Raw genomic sequence first — 16315 nt, forward strand, 5'->3', positions numbered from 1 at the left:
CGTGCAGCCCCGGGCTGCTCAGGCAGAGAGGCCCCAGACCCGCCCCTCCACCTAAAGCGCTCGCCGCGCGGCCATTGCACGGTTCCGTGCAGGTGAGTGGGTGGCTGGTCGCGCAGTTCCCCGCGCCCCTGAAGGGGCGCCCCCGCGCGGCGGAGCCGCACGTCGAGCACGGCCCCGCGCCCCTGAAGGGGCGCGCAGGAAAAGCGTTCGCCGGGGGGAGGGGGCTGCGCGTAGCCTCGGGTGCATGTCTACGCCCCGTGTTTCTTAGCTGAGGACCCACTCCCACGCCACCCGTGTGACCTCTCGCTATTCCGGAGCGTAATCCCATGATCACCGTCCGCGGTGTCGACGTTCGCGTCGGCGCCCGACTCCTGCTGTCCGACATCTCCTTCCACGTCTCCCCCAGCGACCGCATCGGCCTCGTCGGCCGCAACGGCGCGGGCAAGACGAGCCTCCTCAACGCCCTCTCCGCGACCGCCCCGCCCGCCCACGGGAACGGGAACGGGAACGGGAACGGGGTCATCGAGCGCACCGGGTCGCTGGGGTACCTGGCCCAGGACTCGCGGGCCGCCGACCCCGCCGTGTCCGTGGGCGAGCGGATTCTGTCCGCCCGGGGGCTCGACCGGGCCACCCGTGCCCTGCGGGCCGCCGAGACCGCGCTGGGCGGGGCCGTCGGCCCCGCCCAGGAGCGCCGCGCCATGGCCGCGTACGCCCGCGCCGAGGCCGACTTCCAGGCCCGCGGCGGGTACGCAGCCGAGGCCGGGGCCGCCCGGGTCGCGGCCGGGGTCGGGCTGCCCGCCGACGCCCTGGACCGGCCTGTCGGCGAGCTGTCCGGCGGCCAGAAGCGGCGGGTCGAGCTGGCGCGCATCCTCTTCGCCGACCACGACACCCTCCTGCTCGACGAGCCGACCAACCACCTCGACGCCGACTCCGTGACCTGGCTGCGGGCCTTCCTGCTCGCCCACCGGGGCGGGGTCGTCATCATCAGCCATGACGTCGAGCTGCTCGCCGACACCGTCAACCGGGTGTTCCATCTCGATCCCGCGCGGCGTGCGCTCGACGTGCACAACACCCCCTGGCACACCTACCTCGCAGCCCGCGACGCCGAGGAGCGTCGGCGTACGCGCGAGCGGGCCGCCGCCGAGCGGAAGGCGGCCGCCCTGCACACCCAGGCCGACCGGATGCGCGCCCGCGTGTCCACCGCCGTCGCCGCCAAGAACATGGCCCGGCGCGCCGACCGGCTGCTCAGCGACCTGGCACCCGTGCGGCGCACCGAGAAGGTCGCGCGGATTCGGCTGCCCGAACCCGTGCCCTGCGGGCGGACGCCGCTCGGGGCGATCAGCCTGACGAAGGCGTACGGCGGCCGGGACGTGCTGCGCGGCGTCGACCTCGCCGTGGACCGGGGCAGCAGGCTGGTGGTGCTCGGCCTCAACGGGGCCGGGAAGAGCACCCTGTTGAAGATCCTCGCCGGGCATGTGGCCCCGGACGCGGGCCGCGTCGTGCACGGGCACGGGCTGCGGCTGGGCTACTTCGCGCAGGAGCACGACACGCTGGAGGCGGCCCGTACCGTACGGGAGAACCTCGCGGCGGCGGCGCCGCACCTGGACGACGGGGAGGCCCGCCGGGTGCTCGGCGCGTTCCTGTTCGGCGGCGACGACGCGGACAAGCCGGCCGGGGTGCTGTCGGGCGGCGAGAAGACCCGCCTGGCGCTGGCCGGGCTCGTGCACTCGGGGGCCAACGTGCTGCTGCTGGACGAGCCGACCAACAACCTCGACCCGGCCTCGCGCGGCGAGGTGCTGGGCGCGGTGGACACGTACCCCGGCGCGATCGTGATGGTCACGCACGACGAGGGCGCCATCGAGGCGCTGCGGCCGGACCGGGTGCTGGTGCTGCCGGACGGGACCGAGGACCTGTGGGGGCAGGAGCACCTGGGGCTGGTGTCCCTGTCGTAGCCCCGCACGGGTACGCACCGGTAAGCGCAGGTAAGGGGCGCCCTCCCTGGAGGGCGCCCCTTACCCCGCCATCGCTCAGGCAGGCTTGCGGGCCTCGATCAGGAAGCGTGCCGTGTGTGCCACGAAGGAGCCGTCGCGACGGATCTGCTCGTCCAGCTCGCGCAGCCGGTCCCGGTGCTTGGCGACCGTGAAGCCGGGCACCATCCAGATCACCTTGCGCAGGAAGTAGACCACCGCCCCGATGTCGAAGAATTCCGTACGGAGCGACTCCGAGCGCAGGTCCACGACCTCCAGGCCCGCCGCCTGGGCCTCCTCGCGGGCCGTCTCCGGGCGGCGTCCGAGGCGCGCCTCGGGCTGCGGGCCGAGGAAGTACTCGACGACCTCGAAGACGCTGGCCGGGCCGACGTGCTGGGAGAAGTACGTGCCGCCGGGTGCCAGCACCCGGGCGATCTCCTCCCACCAGGCCTTCACCGGGTGGCGGCTGGTGACCAGGTCGAACGCGCCGTCCGCGAAGGGCAGCGGGGGTTCGTCCGCGTCCGCGACGACGACCGCGCCCAGCGGGTGCAGGAGGCGGGTGGCCTTCGCCACGTTCGGCGGCCAGGACTCGGTGGCGACCATCACCGGCGGCAGTTTCGGCGCCCCGGCGAGGACCTCGCCGCCGCCGGTCTGGATGTCGAGCGCGGCGGAGGCGGCCGCCAGGCGCTCGCCCATCTGCTTCTGGTATCCCCAGGAGGGGCGCTGCTCGGTGGCCCGGCCGTCCAGCCAGGAGAAGTCCCAGCCGTCGACCGACACCGCTTCGGCCTCGGCGATCAGCTCGTCGAACGTACGATTTTCAGTGCTCATACGCGGATGATCTCTGCATTTGTGGAGAAAAGCCATCCTGCGACCTCAATCGACCGGACCGGGAATGTCCGCCCGGCGATGATCGTTGAGCATGGAGAAACCCCCGACGACGTAAGGAAATGTTTCCTCGTGAGCAAGGTCCCTTCCCTGACCCTCAACAACGGCGTCGAAATGCCGCAGCTCGGATTCGGCGTCTGGCAGGTGCCGGACGACGAGGCCACGGCAGCGGTGAGCACGGCTCTGGAAGCCGGCTACCGGAGCATCGACACCGCCGCGATCTACGGCAACGAGGAGGGCACGGGCCGTGCGCTCGCCTCCTCCGGGATCGCCCGTGACGAGCTGTTCGTCACCACCAAGCTGTGGAACGACAAGCAGGGCCACGACTCCACCCTGCGCGCCTTCGACGAGTCGCTCGGCAAGCTGGGCCTCGACTACGTCGACCTGTACCTGATTCACTGGCCGGTCGCCGCCCAGGGCACCTTCGTGGACTCCTTCAAGGCGTTCGAGAAGATCCTCGCCGACGGCCGCGCCCGGGCGATCGGCGTCTCCAACTTCCTTCCGGAGCACCTGAAGACGCTGCTCGCCGAGACCTCGGTGGTCCCGGCGGTCAACCAGATCGAGCTGCACCCGCAGCTCCAGCAGGGCGGGTCGCGCGCGTTCCACCAGGAGCACGGCATCGCCACCGAGGCCTGGTCGCCGCTCGGCCAGGGCAAGGGCCTGCTGGAGGTCCCGACCGTCGTGGCGGTCGCCCGCAAGCACGGCAAGACCCCCGCCCAGGCGGTGCTGCGCTGGCACCTCCAGCTGGGCAACGTGGTGATCCCGAAGTCCGTGACGCCGTCGCGGATCGCGGAGAACATCGACGTCTTCGACTTCGAGCTGGACGCCGACGACATGGCGGCCTTCGCCGCGCTCGACGAGGGCAAGCGGCTGGGTCCGGACCCGGCGGTCTTCGGCGCCTGATCGCCGAAGCCCGACCAGCCAAAGCCTGATCCCTGACGCCTGACGCCTGGCGATCCAGGGCGTCGCCCCCGGTCCGCGGGTTCGGACCGGGGGCGGTTCAGTTCCGTACGCGATAGGACGGCGCGACCGCCGCGTACACCTCGTCGACCGCTGCCCGGCTGGACTCGGGACCGTTGACCGACACGGTGTGGTAGCGGCCCTCATGGACGAGGACGCGGTTCCAGCCGTAGAGGTCCCGGCCGGCCCCGTCCTTCCAGGTGTACCGCCGTTCGACCCCGGTCTGACCGTCGGCGGCGATCTCTCTCATGCCGGAGGCGGTGGCCCAGGACGCCAGGCGCACGGCCTGCGTCTCCGGCTCGCTCTCCGTCTGGTACCTCACCGGGTCGGACCCGAACGTCGCGGTCGAGTCCCTCCCCGGAACCACCACCAGCTCCAGGCCCGCCCCCTGGTACCGGTACTGGCCCCGGCCATTTTTGCCCAGGCGCGTCCACCCGGCCGGGACCTCGATGCGGAACGCGTCCTCGACGCCCAGGGCGGCGGGTTTCGGCGCGGAGGGGGTGGGCGACAGCGCGGCGGAAGGCGTCGACGCCGCCTTCGGGCCCGCCGCGACATCGCCGGGACCGTCCCCCTGCAACGCGACGTACGCCCCCGTCGCCCCCGCCAGCACGACCACCGCCGCCACGCTCGCGATCAGCGCCTGTCGCCGCCCGGCCCCAGGACGTACCACCGCAGGAGCGGCGGGCTGCTCCGCCACGGCCCGCAGCGCCGCCACCACCGCCTCGGACTCCGGTCGCCCCTCGGGGTCCTTGGCCGCCAGCCTCACGATGAGCGGGCGCAGTTCCACCGCCCGCTCCGGCTTCGGCGCGTCCGCCATGACAACCGCCGTGACCGTCCCCTCCAGGGAGTCCCGCCGGAACGGCGACCACCCCTCCACCATCCGGAACAGCAGCACCCCCAGTGACCACAGGTCCGACGCCGGTCCCGGCCGGTTGCCGCCCATCCGTTCGGGCGCGGTGTACTCCAGCGACCCGACGAACTCCCCCGACCTGGTCAGCGGTTCGTCGCCCTCGATGTACGCGATCCCGAAGTCCGACAGGACCACCCGGCCCCCGTCGTCCTCACTCAGGAGTACGTTTCCGGGCTTGACGTCGCGGTGCAGCACCCCGCGTCCGTGCGCCGCCCGCAGGGCCTCGGCGACCGCGAGGCCGATCCGGGCGGCCTCCCGCTCGGGCAGCGCGCCCTCCCGGTGCAGCCGGTCCTCCAGGGACTCGCCGCGCACCCGCTCCATGACGATCCAGGGCCGCCCGTCCTCCACCACCACGTCGTGCACGGTGACCACCGCCCGGTGGTTGACCCGGGCCGCCGCGCGGGCCTCGCGCAGGATGCGCTCCAGGAGGGCGTCCCGCTCCGGGCTCCCCTCGGGCAGCCGTTCCGGTACGTACGCCTCCTTGACGGCGACGTCCCGGTCCACGACCAGGTCGCGTCCCGCCCACACGGCCCCCATGCCGCCCGCGCCCAGGCGCTCGGCCAGCCGGTAGCGGCCGCCGATCACCCGGGACGTCTCTCCCCCTGTCGCCATGCCCGCATCATGCCCCAACTCCCCCACCGGCACCGGGACATGGCCGAGGTCAGAGCGAGCGGGACGCGCCGCCGTCGATGCGGATGCTCTCGCCGTTGACGTACGCGGCGTCGTCGGAGACGAGGAAGGCGGCCAGCTTGCCGATCTCGGCGACCGTGGCATAGCGCCCGGCCGGGATCTTCGCCAGGAAGTCCGGGTCCTCGGGCCAGCTGTCGACGTAACCGGGCATGAGGCTGTTCATGCGGATGCCGCGTGCGGCGTACTGGTCGGCGTACAGCTTGGTGAAGCTCGTGAGGGCCGCGCGGAGGCTGGAGTTGACCGGGATCATGCCCAGCGGCTCGAAGGCCGTGTACGAGGAGAGGTTCACGAAGGCCCCGCGCCCGGCCGCCTCCATGTGCGGGGTGACCAGGCGGGCCATGCGCACGACGCTCAGCAGGAGCATGTCGAGGCCGTCGCGCCACTGCTCGTCGGTGACCTTCAGGAGTGTGTCGTTCGCGGCGTGGCCCGCGCCGTTGACGACCGCGTCGATGCGGCCGTACCGGTCGAGGGTGGTGTCGACGAAGCGCTTCAGGTCGGCGGGCTCGGTGAGCGAGCCGACGGTGGCGAGGCCGCCCAGCTCGTCGGCGAGCGCGGTCACGGCGGGGTCGAGGTCGAGGAGGGAGACGGTGTGGCCCGCCTTCGTCAGCTCGGTGGCGATGCCCCTGCCGATGCCCGAGGCGGCGGCGGTGACGAGGGTGACGGGCATGGGGGTCCTCCCGGGACTGTTCGTGAGTGCGACTGTTCGCCAGTACGACTGTACGTGATTTACCGTACGGTCGAACCGTCGACCGGCGCAAACCGGGCATCCCGCGCCGGGCGGCAAGCACCGCGGGCCGCACCCCGGGGCATCGCGCGCCCGACACCGTACGAAGGTCGTCGTACACTCGCAGGCATGGCCACGCTCCACCCCGACCGCGATCAGCTCCTCATGGAGGACGTCCTCGCCGCACTGGGCAACCCGGTTCGGCTCGGCATCGTGCGCGAGCTCGCCGCCTCCGAGGGCGAGCGCACCTGCGGCAGCCTGCCGCTGGAGGTGACGAAGGCGACCGCCACCCACCACTGGCGGGTGCTGCGCGAGTCCGGGGTCACCCGGGAGCACAAGGCGGGCCGCTACAAGGCGATCGAACTGCGGCGCGCGGACCTCGACGCGCGCTTCCCCGGACTGCTGGACGCGGTGCTGGGCTCCCTTCCTCCGAAAGCGCGTTCATGACACTCGACGGCACCCATCTCCTCCGCAACGTCGGCAGCGGACTGCTGCTGGAGGTGCGCGACGGCGCGAAGGGCAGCGGAGCGCCCGTGCAGCAGGGCAAGGACAGCGGGGCCGCCGCCCAGCGGTGGACGCTGACCCCGGTGCACGAGGGCAGCGGGCTGCACCACGTCGTGAACGCGGCCAGCGGCAAGCGGCTCGACGTCGCGGGCGCCAAGCTGGAGAACGGCGTACGCATCCAGCAGTGGTCGGCGAACAACTTCGGCGCCCAGGAGTGGATCGTCGAGCACCACGCGGACGCGCCGGGGCGGGTGAGCCTGGTGAGCTGGATCAGCGGGCTGCTGCTGGAGGTCGCGGACCGCGGCACGGAGGACGGCGGGCGGGTGCAGCAGTGGGAGGACACCGACTCGCCCTTCCAGTGGTGGCAGGTGGAGCCCGCACCGGTGGACGGCTGAGCGAGGGGCCCCGAGCACGAGGGCCCGCGCCGGTCACCCGCGCCGGTCAAGTGACGTAAAACATACGGTGGTTGACGCCCCGACACGCGATTTCCTTGCGGCAAAACCCTTGCCCGGCACATGTATCCCCTCCAAGAATGCCCCTGACATTCGTCGCTGGAGGGGAACCCGCATGAGAAAGCCTTACCTCGGTGCACTGCTCGCCCTGACGCTCCTCGGGGCCGGTGCGGCACCCGCGATCGCAGCCACGAGCCAGCCGGGCGCGAACCGGACGGGCGCGAGCCAGTCGGTCACGAGCCAGAGCGCCCCGGCGGCGAAACACAAGCCCCAGCCCGTTGACTTCGCCGGGACGGTCGCACTCAGCAACTGTTCGGGCTCCGTGATCCGCATGCCGCAGTCCCGCCCGGGCGACCCGGCGCTGATCCTCTCCAACGGGCACTGCATCACCGAGCAGGACATGCCGGGCGCGGGCGAGGTCGTCCTGAACCTGCCGTCGAAGCGCACGTTCGACCTGCTCAACGGCAAGGCGGAGAAGGTCGGCACGCTCACCGCGAGCAAGCTGGCGTACGCGACGATGACCGACACGGACATCTCGCTGTACCGGCTCACCGAGAGCTACGCGCAGATCCAGAAGAAGTACGGGATCAAGGCGCTGGAGCTGAACACCGAGCACCCGCGCGAGGGCCGCGCCATCACGGTGGTCTCCGGCTACTGGAAGAAGACGTACGGCTGCAACATCGACGGCTTCGCCTACCGGCTCAAGGAGGGCGACTGGACCTGGAAGGACTCGGTCCGCTACACCGCCGCCTGCCAGACCATCGGCGGCACCTCCGGCTCCCCGGTGATCGACAACCGCACCGGCAAGGTCGTCGCGGTGAACAACACCGGCAACGAGAGCGGCGAGCGCTGCACGTTCGACAACCCGTGCGAGGTCGACAGGCACGGCAGGGTGACGGTGCGTCAGGGCATCAACTACGCCCAGCAGACGTACGGCATCGCCCGCTGCATCGCGCGCAACAGCCAGGTGGACCTGGACCGGCACGGCTGCCGTCTGCCGGAGCCCAAGCGCAAGTAAATTGCCCGGCAGATGTGTTGCGGCACGACGGGACCTTCACCTCTCGTGCCGCAACACGCACAGCAGCCTCACAGAGGCCCTCTTGTCCACCTCGTGGAATCCCCGAACAATGCCCATGACAAACCGGGGCCACCCAGCCCCGGTCACATAAGGCACTGAGGGGACCCCCACATGAAGAAGCCTCTCGTCGGCGCTTTCCTCGCCACCCTGCTCGTCGGGGCAGGCGTGGCACCCGCGTTCGCGGCCACCAGCCAGGACGCGGCGCCGACCCGGGCCACGAGCACGGCCAAGGCGTCAACAGGAGCCAAGGCCAAGGCGGTTGACTTCGCCGGCACGGTCGCGCTGAGCAACTGTTCCGGTTCGGTCGTGCGCACAGCCGCCTCGCAGCCGAACGACCCGGCCCTGGTGATGTCCAACGGCCACTGCCTGGAGACCGGTTTCCCGGCCGCGGGCCAGGTCATCGTCAACAGGGCCTCGTCCCGCACCTTCTCGCTCCTCAACGGCGCGGCCCAGAAGGTCGGCACGCTCAAGGCCAGCAAGATCGCGTACGGCACGATGACCGACACGGACGTCTCGCTGTACCAGCTGACCAGCACGTACGCACAGATACAGAGCCAGTACGGGATCAAGGCGCTGGAGCTCAGCGCGGCGCGCCCGGCGCAGGGTTCGGCCATCACGGTCGTGTCCGGCTACTGGAAGAAGACGTACAGCTGCAACGTCGACGGGTTCGCCTACCGGCTGAAGGAGGGGGCCTGGACCTGGAAGGACTCGGTCCGTTACACCTCCGCCTGCCAGACCATCGGCGGCACCTCGGGCTCCCCGGTGCTCGACACGAACACCGGCAAGGTCGTCGCGGTGAACAACACCGGCAACGAGGACGGCGCCCGCTGCACGGACAACAACCCGTGCGAGGTCGACGAGGCCGGGAAGGTGACGGTCCGCAAGGGCATCAACTACGGCCAGCAGACGTACAACATGGTCCCGTGCATCACGACGGGCAGCAAGATCGACCTGACGCGTCCGGGCTGCGCGCTCCCCAAGCCGTAGCACGTGAGGGGTTTTTGACCCAGCGTCAGCCCGCAGCAGCTCTTCGGTGCTCCTGCGGGCTGACGCCGCGCACCCGCTTGAACGCGGCGCTCAGCGCGAACGACCCGCCGTAGCCGACCTTCCGCGCCACCGCCTCCACCGTCGCGTCCGTGCTCCGCAGCAGGTCGGCGGCGAGAGTGAGCCGCCAGCCGGTGAGGTACGACATCGGGGGCTCCCCCACCAACTCGCTGAAGCGGCGGGCCAGTCCGGCCCGGGAGACGCCCGTCTCGGCGGCGAGCGAGGCGACCGTCCACGGCCGGGCGGGCTCGTTCTGCATCAGCCGCAGGGCCCGGCCCACGACGGGGTCCCCCATCGCCCGGTACCAGGCGGGCGCCTCGGCCTCCGGCCGCGAGAACCAGGCCCGCAGCGAGGCGATCAGCAGCAGGTCGAGGAGCCGGTCCAGGTACACGCTCTGCCCGGGTTCGTCCCGGCTGATCTCCTCCTCCAGCACCGGCAGCAGCGGACACCGCCACACCTCGGTGGGCAGGTACGCCAGCGGCGGCAGCGCGTCCAGCAGCCGCTGCCCGACCTCCCCGCCCAGCTGGTACGTCCCGATCAGCATCACGGACTCGCCGTCGACCCGGTCGCCCCAGGTCCGCACCCCCAGCTGCATCGACTCCGCGAGCGGCGTGCCGAACCGCGTACTGCACACGCCGCCGGGCCCGATCCGCGCCCGGACGGGGCTGGAGGGGGTGTCGGCGCAGGTGTACGGTTCGGGGCCGCGCGCGATGGCCAGGTCACCGGGGCGCAGCAGCACGGCGTCGCCGCTGTCCGGCATGACCCAGGCGGTGGACCGGGTCATGCACATCAGGGTGAGCGGGGCCTGGTCCTCGATGCGCAGCGACCAGGGCGGGTCGAGCACGGCCCGCAGGAGGAAGGCGCCGCGGGCCCGGGGCCCGTCGAGCAGCCCGGCGAGAGCATCCATGTCCGCAACTCTAGCCGGGGCGCGGCGAGTTGGACGCACGCGTATGCGGGTGAGCCGGTGGAGCATGGTCCGTCCAGCGGGACGGGACGAAGCTGGAGCCATGACAACGAACGAGCACGAGAACGTGAACACGGTGTTGGTGACGGCGGCCTCCGGCAAGACGGGACGCCGGGTCGCGGAGCGGCTGACGGCACGCGGCCTCGACGTGCGGGCCGGGTCCCGCACCGGTGCGGTCCACTTCGACTGGGAGGACGAGAAGAGCTGGGGCCCGGCGCTGGCCGGCGCGGACGCGGCGTACGTGACGTACTACCCGGACCTGGCGGCGCCGGGGGCGGTGGAGGCCATGCAGACCTTCGGCCTGGCCGCCGCGGAACAGGGCGTGCGACGGCTGGTCCTGCTCTCGGGGCGGGGCGAGCCGGACGCGGTACGGGCGGAGTCCGCGCTCCGCGAGGCCTGGGGTTCGCCGTCGGGCCTCACGGTCGTCCGCGCGGCCTTCTTCACGCAGAACTTCAGCGAGGGGGCGCTGGCGGAGGGCGTCGCGGCCGGGGAGATCGTCTTCCCGGGCGGGGACACGGCGGAGCCGTGGGTGGACGCGGAGGACGTGGCGGACGTGGTCGTGGAGGCGCTGGTCGCGCCGGGGCACGGGGGTGAGGTGTACGAGCTGACGGGCCCGCGCCTGCTCACCCTCACGGAGGTCGCGGCGGAGCTGTCCCGCTCCTTGGGGCGGGAGGTGCGCTACGTACCGGTGACGGTGGCGGAGTACTCCGCCGCCCTCCAGGGGTACGGTCTGCCGCCCGCCGAGGCGGAGTGGATGGCGGGGCTGTTCGGGATGCTGCTGGACGGACACAACGCGTCCACCACGAACGACGTCCTCCACGTCCTCGGTCGCCCTCCCCACCCCTTCGCCTAGCCCGTCGGTCTCCGCACCCGCCCAGCCCGTCGGTCTCCGCGCCCGCAGCCACCGCCTCGGGTTCCGCCCCAGCCCCCTGGGGCGCCGGGGCCGCCCTCCCCCCCGCTTCCTCTCCCCAGCCCCCTTGGGCGACGGGCCGCCCCCCGGGGGCGGGACGGGCGGGCAAGGGGGCGGCCCCTCCCGCTCCCGGCCCACCCCGGTGCCGCCCCCGCCCAGCCCCCGCACCGGCTGCGCGCCGCACCAGGGCCCCGGGCTCGCCCCGCCCCGCCCCGCGCCCAGTCGCAGCGGACGGCCTCGACGTCGTCATCCAGCACCACGACGACGCCGGTACGGGGCACACTCCACCCGCTCCCCGCACAGAAGTCCCGCACGTCTCTTGCCGGGGGTAACCCATGCCCATAACTTGCCGGTATGGAGCTGGAGTTGCGTCATCTGCGGACCGTACGGGCCATCGCCGACGCCGGGTCACTGACCAAGGCCGCGGCGGCGCTCGGGCTCGCGCAGCCCGCGCTGAGCACCCAGTTGCGGCGCATCGAGCGGGCCCTCGGCGGGCCGCTGTTCGACCGCGACCACACGGGGTCACGGCCGACCCCGCTGGGCGAGCTGGTGCTGGAGCGGGCCCGGATTCTGCTTCCCGCCGTCCGGGAGCTCCAGGAGGACGCGGTCCGGTTCGCCAACACCTGGGCGAACCTGGACCGCTTCCGGCTCGGCGCCACGCACGGCCCCCTCCTGGGCGGGCTGGTGGACCGGTTGGCCACGGCGCGACCCGGCGTGCCCGTGACGACGTACACCACCTGGTCGGTGGGTGAGATCAGCAGCATGCTCGTCGAGGGGCGGCTCGACTTCGCCCTGATCGGCACCTGCGGCGAGAGCCGGCCGCCCGCGCAGGACCGGCTGAGCTGGGAGGTCGTGGGCGTCGACCCGGTCTTTGTGATGCTGACGGAGAGTCATCCGCTGGTCGGTCAGGTGGAGTTGGACCTCTCTCAGCTCTCCGGGGAGTGTTGGACGGACGTTCCCGGGGAGGGCTGTTTCGCGGACTGTTTCACCGCGGCGTGCGCGCGGGCGGGGTTCGCGCCGATGCAGGTGTACGAGACGGACACGGCGTCCTGTGTGCACCTGGTGCAGGTGGGGCGGGCGGTCGGGCTGTGCCGGGCCACCTTCCCGCCCACGCCGGGCATCGTCACCCGGCCCCTGACCGGTGCGCCGCTGGCCTGGCGGCACCTGCTGGGCTGGCACCCGGGCGCCCCCGCCGCGGAGGCGGCGAAGGCGGTGTCCGGGTACACGGGCGTGGCGTACGAGGAGGCGATCTCCCGCAGCGCGAGCTACACGCGCTGGCTGTCGGCGCAGCCCAGACCGGGCTTCGGCGCCACCCGGCAGCCCTAGAGCCCCCGCCCCACGGGACCTCAGTCCGCGCGGTGGCCCGGCGCGATCTCCTCGACCCGCTGGGCCAGCTCGAAGTCCTTCTCCGTCACGACCCCGCCCGCACTGTGCGTGTTCACGGCCAGCCCCAGCGTGCGGTAGCCCAGCACGATGTCCGCGTGATGGTCCAACTCGTCCTGGATCTGCGCCACATGGACGACCATCGCGGCAGCGGCCAGGTGCGAACCGAACCCGTACGTACGGGTGAGGCGGTCCTCCTCCCACGCCCACCCGGGAAGCTCCCGCAGCCGGTCCTCGATGTCCTTCTGCGACAACGGCTCCGTGGCCATGGCCGGACTCCCTTCGCCTGCGTTGTACGGATCAGCTTCCCACCATCTCGCTCCAGGGGTCACCCTGCACCCGGATCGCATGTCCGTCCCGCCGGGGCAGGCCCCCGGGCCGGGCTTGCGGCTACCTTCGTGGCATGACAACCCTCTCCACCGAAACCGGAGTTGGCGCCCTCCTGCGCCACTGGCGCGAGACCCGGCGGCTCAGCCAGCTGGAGCTGGCGCTGCGGGCCGATTCGTCGGCCCGGCACATCAGCTTCATCGAGACCGGCCGGTCGCGGCCCAGTGCCGAGATGGTGCTGCGGCTCGCCGAGCACCTGCATGTGCCCGTGCGGGACCGCAACGACCTGCTGCTGGCGGCCGGTTACGCCCCGCAGTTCGCCGAGACGCCGCTGGACGACCCGGCGATGGGCGCGCTGCGTGCCGGGATCGACCAGCTGCTGCGGGGGTACGAGCCGTACCCGGCGCTGGTCGTGGACGGCACGTACAACGTCATCGCCTCCAACGGGGGCATCGGGTCGCTGCTCGGGGGTGTGGCCGAGCACCTCCTCGCCGCGCCGAACGCGATGCGACTGGCCCTGCACCCCGAGGGCCTGGCCCCGCGCATCCGCAATCTCCCCCAGTGGCGCGGGCACCTGCTGCACCAGATGGAGCGGCAGATAGCCCTGCTCAGGTCGGCCCCGCTGCGTGCGCTGTACGACGAGGTCGCGGCGTATCCGCTGCCGCCCGGCCACGACGGGGCGAGCCGGGAGCCGGAGCCGCCCGAGGCGTACTTCGCGCTGCCGCTGCGGATCGAGCACGAGGGGCGGGTGCTGTCGTTCGTGTCGTCGATCTCGACGTTCAACACGCCCATGGACGTGACGGTCGCCGAGCTGGCCATCGAGACGATGCTCCCCGCGGACCCGGACACCGTCACCTACCTGCGCGAGCGGGCCGCCGCATAGCCTCCGGGTCCACGGCGTGCGCCACCGCCCCCCGCCAGTGCGCGGCGACGGCCCCGCGTCCGGCGGGGGCGGGGGTGGTGCCCGCGAGGATCCAGTGCCCGGCCGCGTCGAACACCCCGTCGCCCTCGCGCCAACGCCGGGTGGCGAAGACGTACGAGGAGCCGGGTTTCAGGCGGTCGGAGCCGTTGCGGGTGTGGATGACGGTGACGGTGCCGCGCAGGTCGCCCTTGTGGCGGGCGCCCACTGCCACCTCGTACGTGTCCACGGGCAGGGTGTCGAGCAGCTCCGGCCCGTCGTGGTCCAGCACCCGGCCCTCGAAGACGTCGGCGGCGGCGAACGCGACCTGGCGGTCGTCGGCGGTGTCGTAGGACAGGAAGCACTCGGTCGTCCGGCCGTAGGCGTCGAGTTTGTCGTACGCCATCCAGCCCGACGCGCCGAGGACGGCGGCGGCGGCGAGCGCGACGGCACGGTGGCGGGGCCGCACGGCGCGCGGGGCCCGAACGGGTCGCGGGAGCCTCGTGATCCGGAGGGTCTTCATGGTCCGGCCAACGCGCCGCACCCCCCGCCCGTTACGGACGGCGGCCCGGCGGCCTGCTCGCGGGGCCGATGTGCGGGGGGAATGAGGAGCGGGGATCCTTGGTTCGTATGTGACGAAAGTGACATATGGGACCTCCTGGACCTCCCCGGGGCCCGCCGCCGCAGAGAAGGTGAATCCGTCATGCGTGCCGTAGCCGTCAGCGCGTTCCGGGCCGTCCCCGAGGCCGTCGAGGTGCCCGATCCGGTCGCGGAACCGGGCCGGATGGTCGTGAAGGTCGCCGCGGCCGGGCTCAACCCCGTCGACTGGCTGATCGCCGACGGCCTGCTCGACGGTGTCGCGCCGCATGTGTTTCCGCTGGTCCTGGGCGCGGACTTCGCCGGGACGGTGACCGCCGTGGGCGACGGGGTGACCCGGTTCGCGGTCGGGGACGAGGTCTTCGGGCAGGTGGGCGGCGCAGCGCTCGGCAGGGGCTCGTACGCCCAGTACGTGAGCGTGTCGGAGGACGCGCCGCTGGCCCGGGCGCCCCGGAGCGTACCGCTGGCCGACGCGGCGGCCCTGCCGGTGGCGGGGATGACCGCCGCGCAGATTCTTGAGGCCGCGGCCGTGCGGGAGGGTGAGAGCCTGCTGCTCATCGGGGCGGGCGGTGGCGTGGGCACGTACCTCACCCAGCTGGCCGCGGCGCGGGACGTGCGTGTGCTGGCCGTCGTCCGCGGGGACGCGCGGCAGCGGATGGGCTCGCTGGGCGCGGCCGTCACCGTCGACACCACCACCCAGGACCTGACGGCGGCCGTGCGCGACGAGTACCCGGACGGGGTGGACGCGCTCGTGGACCTGGTCTCGCGCACCAAGGAGGACTTCGCGGCGAGCGCGGCCCTGGTGCACGACGGCGGTGTGGCCCTGACCAGCCTGCACCAGGAGGACCCGGCGCTGGCCCCGAAGGGGGTGGAGGCCATCGGCTTCGAGATGGCGCCGAGCGGGGACCTGCTCGCCACGCTCGCCGAGGCCGTCGACGCGGGGCGGCTGAAGATCGACGTCGAGGCGCGGGTGCCGCTGGAGAAGGCACCGGAGGCCGTCGCGAAGAGCCGCTCGGGCGGGGCGCGCGGCAAGACGCTGATCGTTCCCTAGCCCGATCCCCCACCTCGAAAGGTTCCCCGCATGCTTCCCCTGCTACTCGGTGCGAACGTCGACCCCACCTGGGACGATCCGCTGCGCCCGATCCTCCATGCCCAGCGCGTCGAGGAGGCCGGGCTGGACATCATCACCGTCCAGGACCACCCGTACCAGCCCGCGTTCTACGACACCTGGACGCTGGCCAACTGGATTCTCGCGTACACCGAGAAGCTGATCGTGCTGCCCGCCGTGGCCAATCTGCCGCTGAGACCGCCCGCCGTGCTCGGCAAGTCGGCCGCCAGCGCCTATCTGCTGTCCGGCGGGCGGCTGCAACTCGGTCTCGGCGCGGGCGCGTTCTGGGACGCCATCGAGGCGTACGGGGGCGAACGCCGCACGCCCGGCGAGGCGCTCGGCGCGCTGAGCGACGCCGTCGACGTGATCCGCGCGGTGTGGAGCCGGGAGCGCTCGGTGCGCACCGACGGCACCCACTACGCGGTGAAGGGCGCCCACCCCGGGCCCCCGGCCGCCGACGGCAACCTGGGCATCTGGCTCGGTGTGACCGGCCCGCGCGCACTGAGGCTGCTGGGCGCGAAGGCCGACGGCTGGGTGGTGTCGAACATGTACTTCCCGCCCGCCGAACTCGCCCGGGGCAACGCCCTGATCGCCGAGGGCGCCGAGAAGGCGGGCCGCGATCCGGCGGAGCTGGAAGGGCTGCGCAAGCTGTACAACGTGGCGGGGCTGGTCTCCGGGACCGAGTCGGCGGACCCCTTCCACGGCACCGCACGGCAGTGGGCGGACACCCTGGTCACGCTGTACCGCGACTCCGGGATGAACGCGTTCGTGTTCTGGCCGGAGGACGACCGAGACCGGCAGACGGACCTCTTCGCGAAGGAGGTCGCGCCGCTGGTGCGGGAGACGTTGGGCGCGGCATAGGCAGGACATGGGCAAGACGAGGGGGCGTGCGCGGAGTCCGCGCACGCCCCCTC

General features: G+C 72.6%; 17 protein-coding genes. 11 read left to right on the plus strand and 6 right to left on the minus strand.

The features are described 5' to 3' along the window. Positions 1-326 precede the first annotated feature (326 nt). On the plus strand, positions 327-1952 hold the full coding sequence (locus tag ACIO3O_RS39415; protein ID WP_401754692.1) for an ABC-F family ATP-binding cassette domain-containing protein: 1626 nt from the start codon (positions 327-329) through the stop codon (positions 1950-1952). A 75-nt stretch (positions 1953-2027) separates the two neighbouring features. Here ACIO3O_RS39415 and ACIO3O_RS39420 read toward each other — a convergent pair whose 3' ends face one another. Then, positions 2028-2795 carry a class I SAM-dependent methyltransferase gene (locus ACIO3O_RS39420; RefSeq protein WP_401754694.1) on the minus strand — a complete coding sequence of 256 codons (768 nt, stop codon included), beginning with the start codon at positions 2793-2795 and terminating at the stop codon, positions 2028-2030. A gap of 129 nt (positions 2796-2924) precedes the next feature. Between ACIO3O_RS39420 and ACIO3O_RS39425 the strand changes: the two genes are divergently transcribed. Beyond that, positions 2925-3755 carry an aldo/keto reductase gene (locus ACIO3O_RS39425; protein WP_401754697.1) on the plus strand — a complete coding sequence of 277 codons (831 nt, stop codon included), beginning with the start codon at positions 2925-2927 and terminating at the stop codon, positions 3753-3755. Positions 3756-3852: 97 nt separating this feature from the next. Here the strand turns inward: ACIO3O_RS39425 and ACIO3O_RS39430 are convergent, their stop codons facing one another. Together ACIO3O_RS39430 and ACIO3O_RS39435 are read right to left on the minus strand one after the other, a co-directional pair. Further along, the gene (locus ACIO3O_RS39430; protein WP_401754699.1) at positions 3853-5334 is read right to left on the minus strand and encodes a serine/threonine-protein kinase; all 1482 of its coding nucleotides are present in this window, start codon (positions 5332-5334) and stop codon (positions 3853-3855) included. A gap of 49 nt (positions 5335-5383) precedes the next feature. Continuing rightward, positions 5384-6079, minus strand: a complete 696-nt coding sequence (locus tag ACIO3O_RS39435; RefSeq protein WP_401754702.1) for an SDR family oxidoreductase — start codon at positions 6077-6079, stop codon at positions 5384-5386. Positions 6080-6265: 186 nt separating this feature from the next. Between ACIO3O_RS39435 and ACIO3O_RS39440 the strand changes: the two genes are divergently transcribed. The 4 genes from ACIO3O_RS39440 to ACIO3O_RS39455 all read left to right on the plus strand — a co-directional run bounded on the left by ACIO3O_RS39440 (position 6266) and on the right by ACIO3O_RS39455 (position 9157). Continuing rightward, positions 6266-6583 carry an ArsR/SmtB family transcription factor gene (locus ACIO3O_RS39440; RefSeq protein ID WP_401754705.1) on the plus strand — a complete coding sequence of 106 codons (318 nt, stop codon included), beginning with the start codon at positions 6266-6268 and terminating at the stop codon, positions 6581-6583. Beyond that, positions 6580-7035: an RICIN domain-containing protein gene (locus ACIO3O_RS39445; RefSeq protein WP_401754708.1), complete on the plus strand. Its 456-nt coding sequence runs from the start codon at positions 6580-6582 to the stop codon at positions 7033-7035. The genes ACIO3O_RS39440 and ACIO3O_RS39445 overlap by 4 nt, the downstream gene beginning before the upstream one ends. A gap of 172 nt (positions 7036-7207) precedes the next feature. Further along, complete coding sequence (locus ACIO3O_RS39450; protein ID WP_401754710.1) at positions 7208-8110, plus strand: serine protease; 903 nt, start codon at positions 7208-7210, stop codon at positions 8108-8110. Between the two features lie 171 nt (positions 8111-8281). Then, positions 8282-9157, plus strand: a complete 876-nt coding sequence (locus tag ACIO3O_RS39455; protein WP_401754712.1) for a serine protease — start codon at positions 8282-8284, stop codon at positions 9155-9157. Positions 9158-9182: 25 nt separating this feature from the next. Here ACIO3O_RS39455 and ACIO3O_RS39460 read toward each other — a convergent pair whose 3' ends face one another. Then, on the minus strand, positions 9183-10121 hold the full coding sequence (locus tag ACIO3O_RS39460; protein WP_401754714.1) for a cupin domain-containing protein: 939 nt from the start codon (positions 10119-10121) through the stop codon (positions 9183-9185). 100 nt (positions 10122-10221) lie between these two features. Here ACIO3O_RS39460 and ACIO3O_RS39465 point away from each other — a divergent pair, with 100 nt between their 5' ends. Together ACIO3O_RS39465 and ACIO3O_RS39470 are read left to right on the plus strand one after the other, a co-directional pair. Then, positions 10222-11031, plus strand: coding sequence for an NmrA family NAD(P)-binding protein (locus ACIO3O_RS39465; RefSeq protein ID WP_401754716.1), 810 nt, complete (start codon positions 10222-10224; stop codon positions 11029-11031). A gap of 411 nt (positions 11032-11442) precedes the next feature. Beyond that, positions 11443-12414 (plus strand): LysR family transcriptional regulator, encoded by a 972-nt coding sequence (locus ACIO3O_RS39470; RefSeq protein ID WP_401754719.1) that lies wholly within the window; start codon positions 11443-11445, stop codon positions 12412-12414. Positions 12415-12434: 20 nt separating this feature from the next. On the opposite strand, the gene ACIO3O_RS39475 is transcribed toward ACIO3O_RS39470, so the two are convergent. Then, complete coding sequence (locus ACIO3O_RS39475) at positions 12435-12740, minus strand: 4a-hydroxytetrahydrobiopterin dehydratase (RefSeq protein WP_401754722.1); 306 nt, start codon at positions 12738-12740, stop codon at positions 12435-12437. A 134-nt stretch (positions 12741-12874) separates the two neighbouring features. On the opposite strand from ACIO3O_RS39475, the gene ACIO3O_RS39480 reads away from it, so the two are divergent. Further along, a complete protein-coding gene (locus ACIO3O_RS39480; RefSeq protein WP_401754725.1) occupies positions 12875-13681 on the plus strand; it encodes a helix-turn-helix domain-containing protein in 807 nt (268 codons plus the stop codon). Here ACIO3O_RS39480 and ACIO3O_RS39485 read toward each other — a convergent pair. After that, complete coding sequence (locus tag ACIO3O_RS39485) at positions 13650-14165, minus strand: hypothetical protein (protein WP_401754728.1); 516 nt, start codon at positions 14163-14165, stop codon at positions 13650-13652. The two genes, ACIO3O_RS39480 and ACIO3O_RS39485, sit on opposite strands and share 32 nt — an antisense overlap. Positions 14166-14399: 234 nt before the next feature. Between ACIO3O_RS39485 and ACIO3O_RS39490 the strand changes: the two genes are divergently transcribed. Next, positions 14400-15344, plus strand: a complete 945-nt coding sequence (locus ACIO3O_RS39490; RefSeq protein ID WP_401754731.1) for an NADP-dependent oxidoreductase — start codon at positions 14400-14402, stop codon at positions 15342-15344. A gap of 30 nt (positions 15345-15374) precedes the next feature. Beyond that, positions 15375-16262, plus strand: coding sequence for an LLM class flavin-dependent oxidoreductase (locus ACIO3O_RS39495; RefSeq protein ID WP_401754734.1), 888 nt, complete (start codon positions 15375-15377; stop codon positions 16260-16262). The last annotated feature ends 53 nt before the right edge of the window (positions 16263-16315 follow it).

The organism is Streptomyces sp. NPDC087440 (assembly GCF_044744005.1).
Classification (GTDB): Bacteria; Actinomycetota; Actinomycetes; order Streptomycetales; family Streptomycetaceae; genus Streptomyces.

Excerpts from the sequence above, each read along its gene's own strand:
- ACIO3O_RS39445 (WP_401754708.1), top strand. The coding sequence starts at position 6,580 with ATGACACTCGACGGCACCCATCTCCTCCGCAACGTCGGCAGCGGACTG.
- ACIO3O_RS39495 (WP_401754734.1), top strand. The coding sequence starts at position 15,375 with ATGCTTCCCCTGCTACTCGGTGCGAACGTCGACCCCACCTGGGACGAT.
- ACIO3O_RS39470 (WP_401754719.1), top strand. The coding sequence starts at position 11,443 with ATGGAGCTGGAGTTGCGTCATCTGCGGACCGTACGGGCCATCGCCGAC.
- ACIO3O_RS39460 (WP_401754714.1), bottom strand. The coding sequence starts at position 10,121 with ATGGATGCTCTCGCCGGGCTGCTCGACGGGCCCCGGGCCCGCGGCGCC.
- ACIO3O_RS39450 (WP_401754710.1), top strand. The coding sequence starts at position 7,208 with ATGAGAAAGCCTTACCTCGGTGCACTGCTCGCCCTGACGCTCCTCGGG.
- ACIO3O_RS39440 (WP_401754705.1), top strand. The coding sequence starts at position 6,266 with ATGGCCACGCTCCACCCCGACCGCGATCAGCTCCTCATGGAGGACGTC.
- ACIO3O_RS39415 (WP_401754692.1), top strand. The coding sequence starts at position 327 with ATGATCACCGTCCGCGGTGTCGACGTTCGCGTCGGCGCCCGACTCCTG.
- ACIO3O_RS39490 (WP_401754731.1), top strand. The coding sequence starts at position 14,400 with ATGCGTGCCGTAGCCGTCAGCGCGTTCCGGGCCGTCCCCGAGGCCGTC.
- ACIO3O_RS39430 (WP_401754699.1), bottom strand. The coding sequence starts at position 5,334 with ATGGCGACAGGGGGAGAGACGTCCCGGGTGATCGGCGGCCGCTACCGG.
- ACIO3O_RS39465 (WP_401754716.1), top strand. The coding sequence starts at position 10,222 with ATGACAACGAACGAGCACGAGAACGTGAACACGGTGTTGGTGACGGCG.
- ACIO3O_RS39480 (WP_401754725.1), top strand. The coding sequence starts at position 12,875 with ATGACAACCCTCTCCACCGAAACCGGAGTTGGCGCCCTCCTGCGCCAC.
- ACIO3O_RS39435 (WP_401754702.1), bottom strand. The coding sequence starts at position 6,079 with ATGCCCGTCACCCTCGTCACCGCCGCCGCCTCGGGCATCGGCAGGGGC.
- ACIO3O_RS39475 (WP_401754722.1), bottom strand. The coding sequence starts at position 12,740 with ATGGCCACGGAGCCGTTGTCGCAGAAGGACATCGAGGACCGGCTGCGG.
- ACIO3O_RS39420 (WP_401754694.1), bottom strand. The coding sequence starts at position 2,795 with ATGAGCACTGAAAATCGTACGTTCGACGAGCTGATCGCCGAGGCCGAA.
- ACIO3O_RS39455 (WP_401754712.1), top strand. The coding sequence starts at position 8,282 with ATGAAGAAGCCTCTCGTCGGCGCTTTCCTCGCCACCCTGCTCGTCGGG.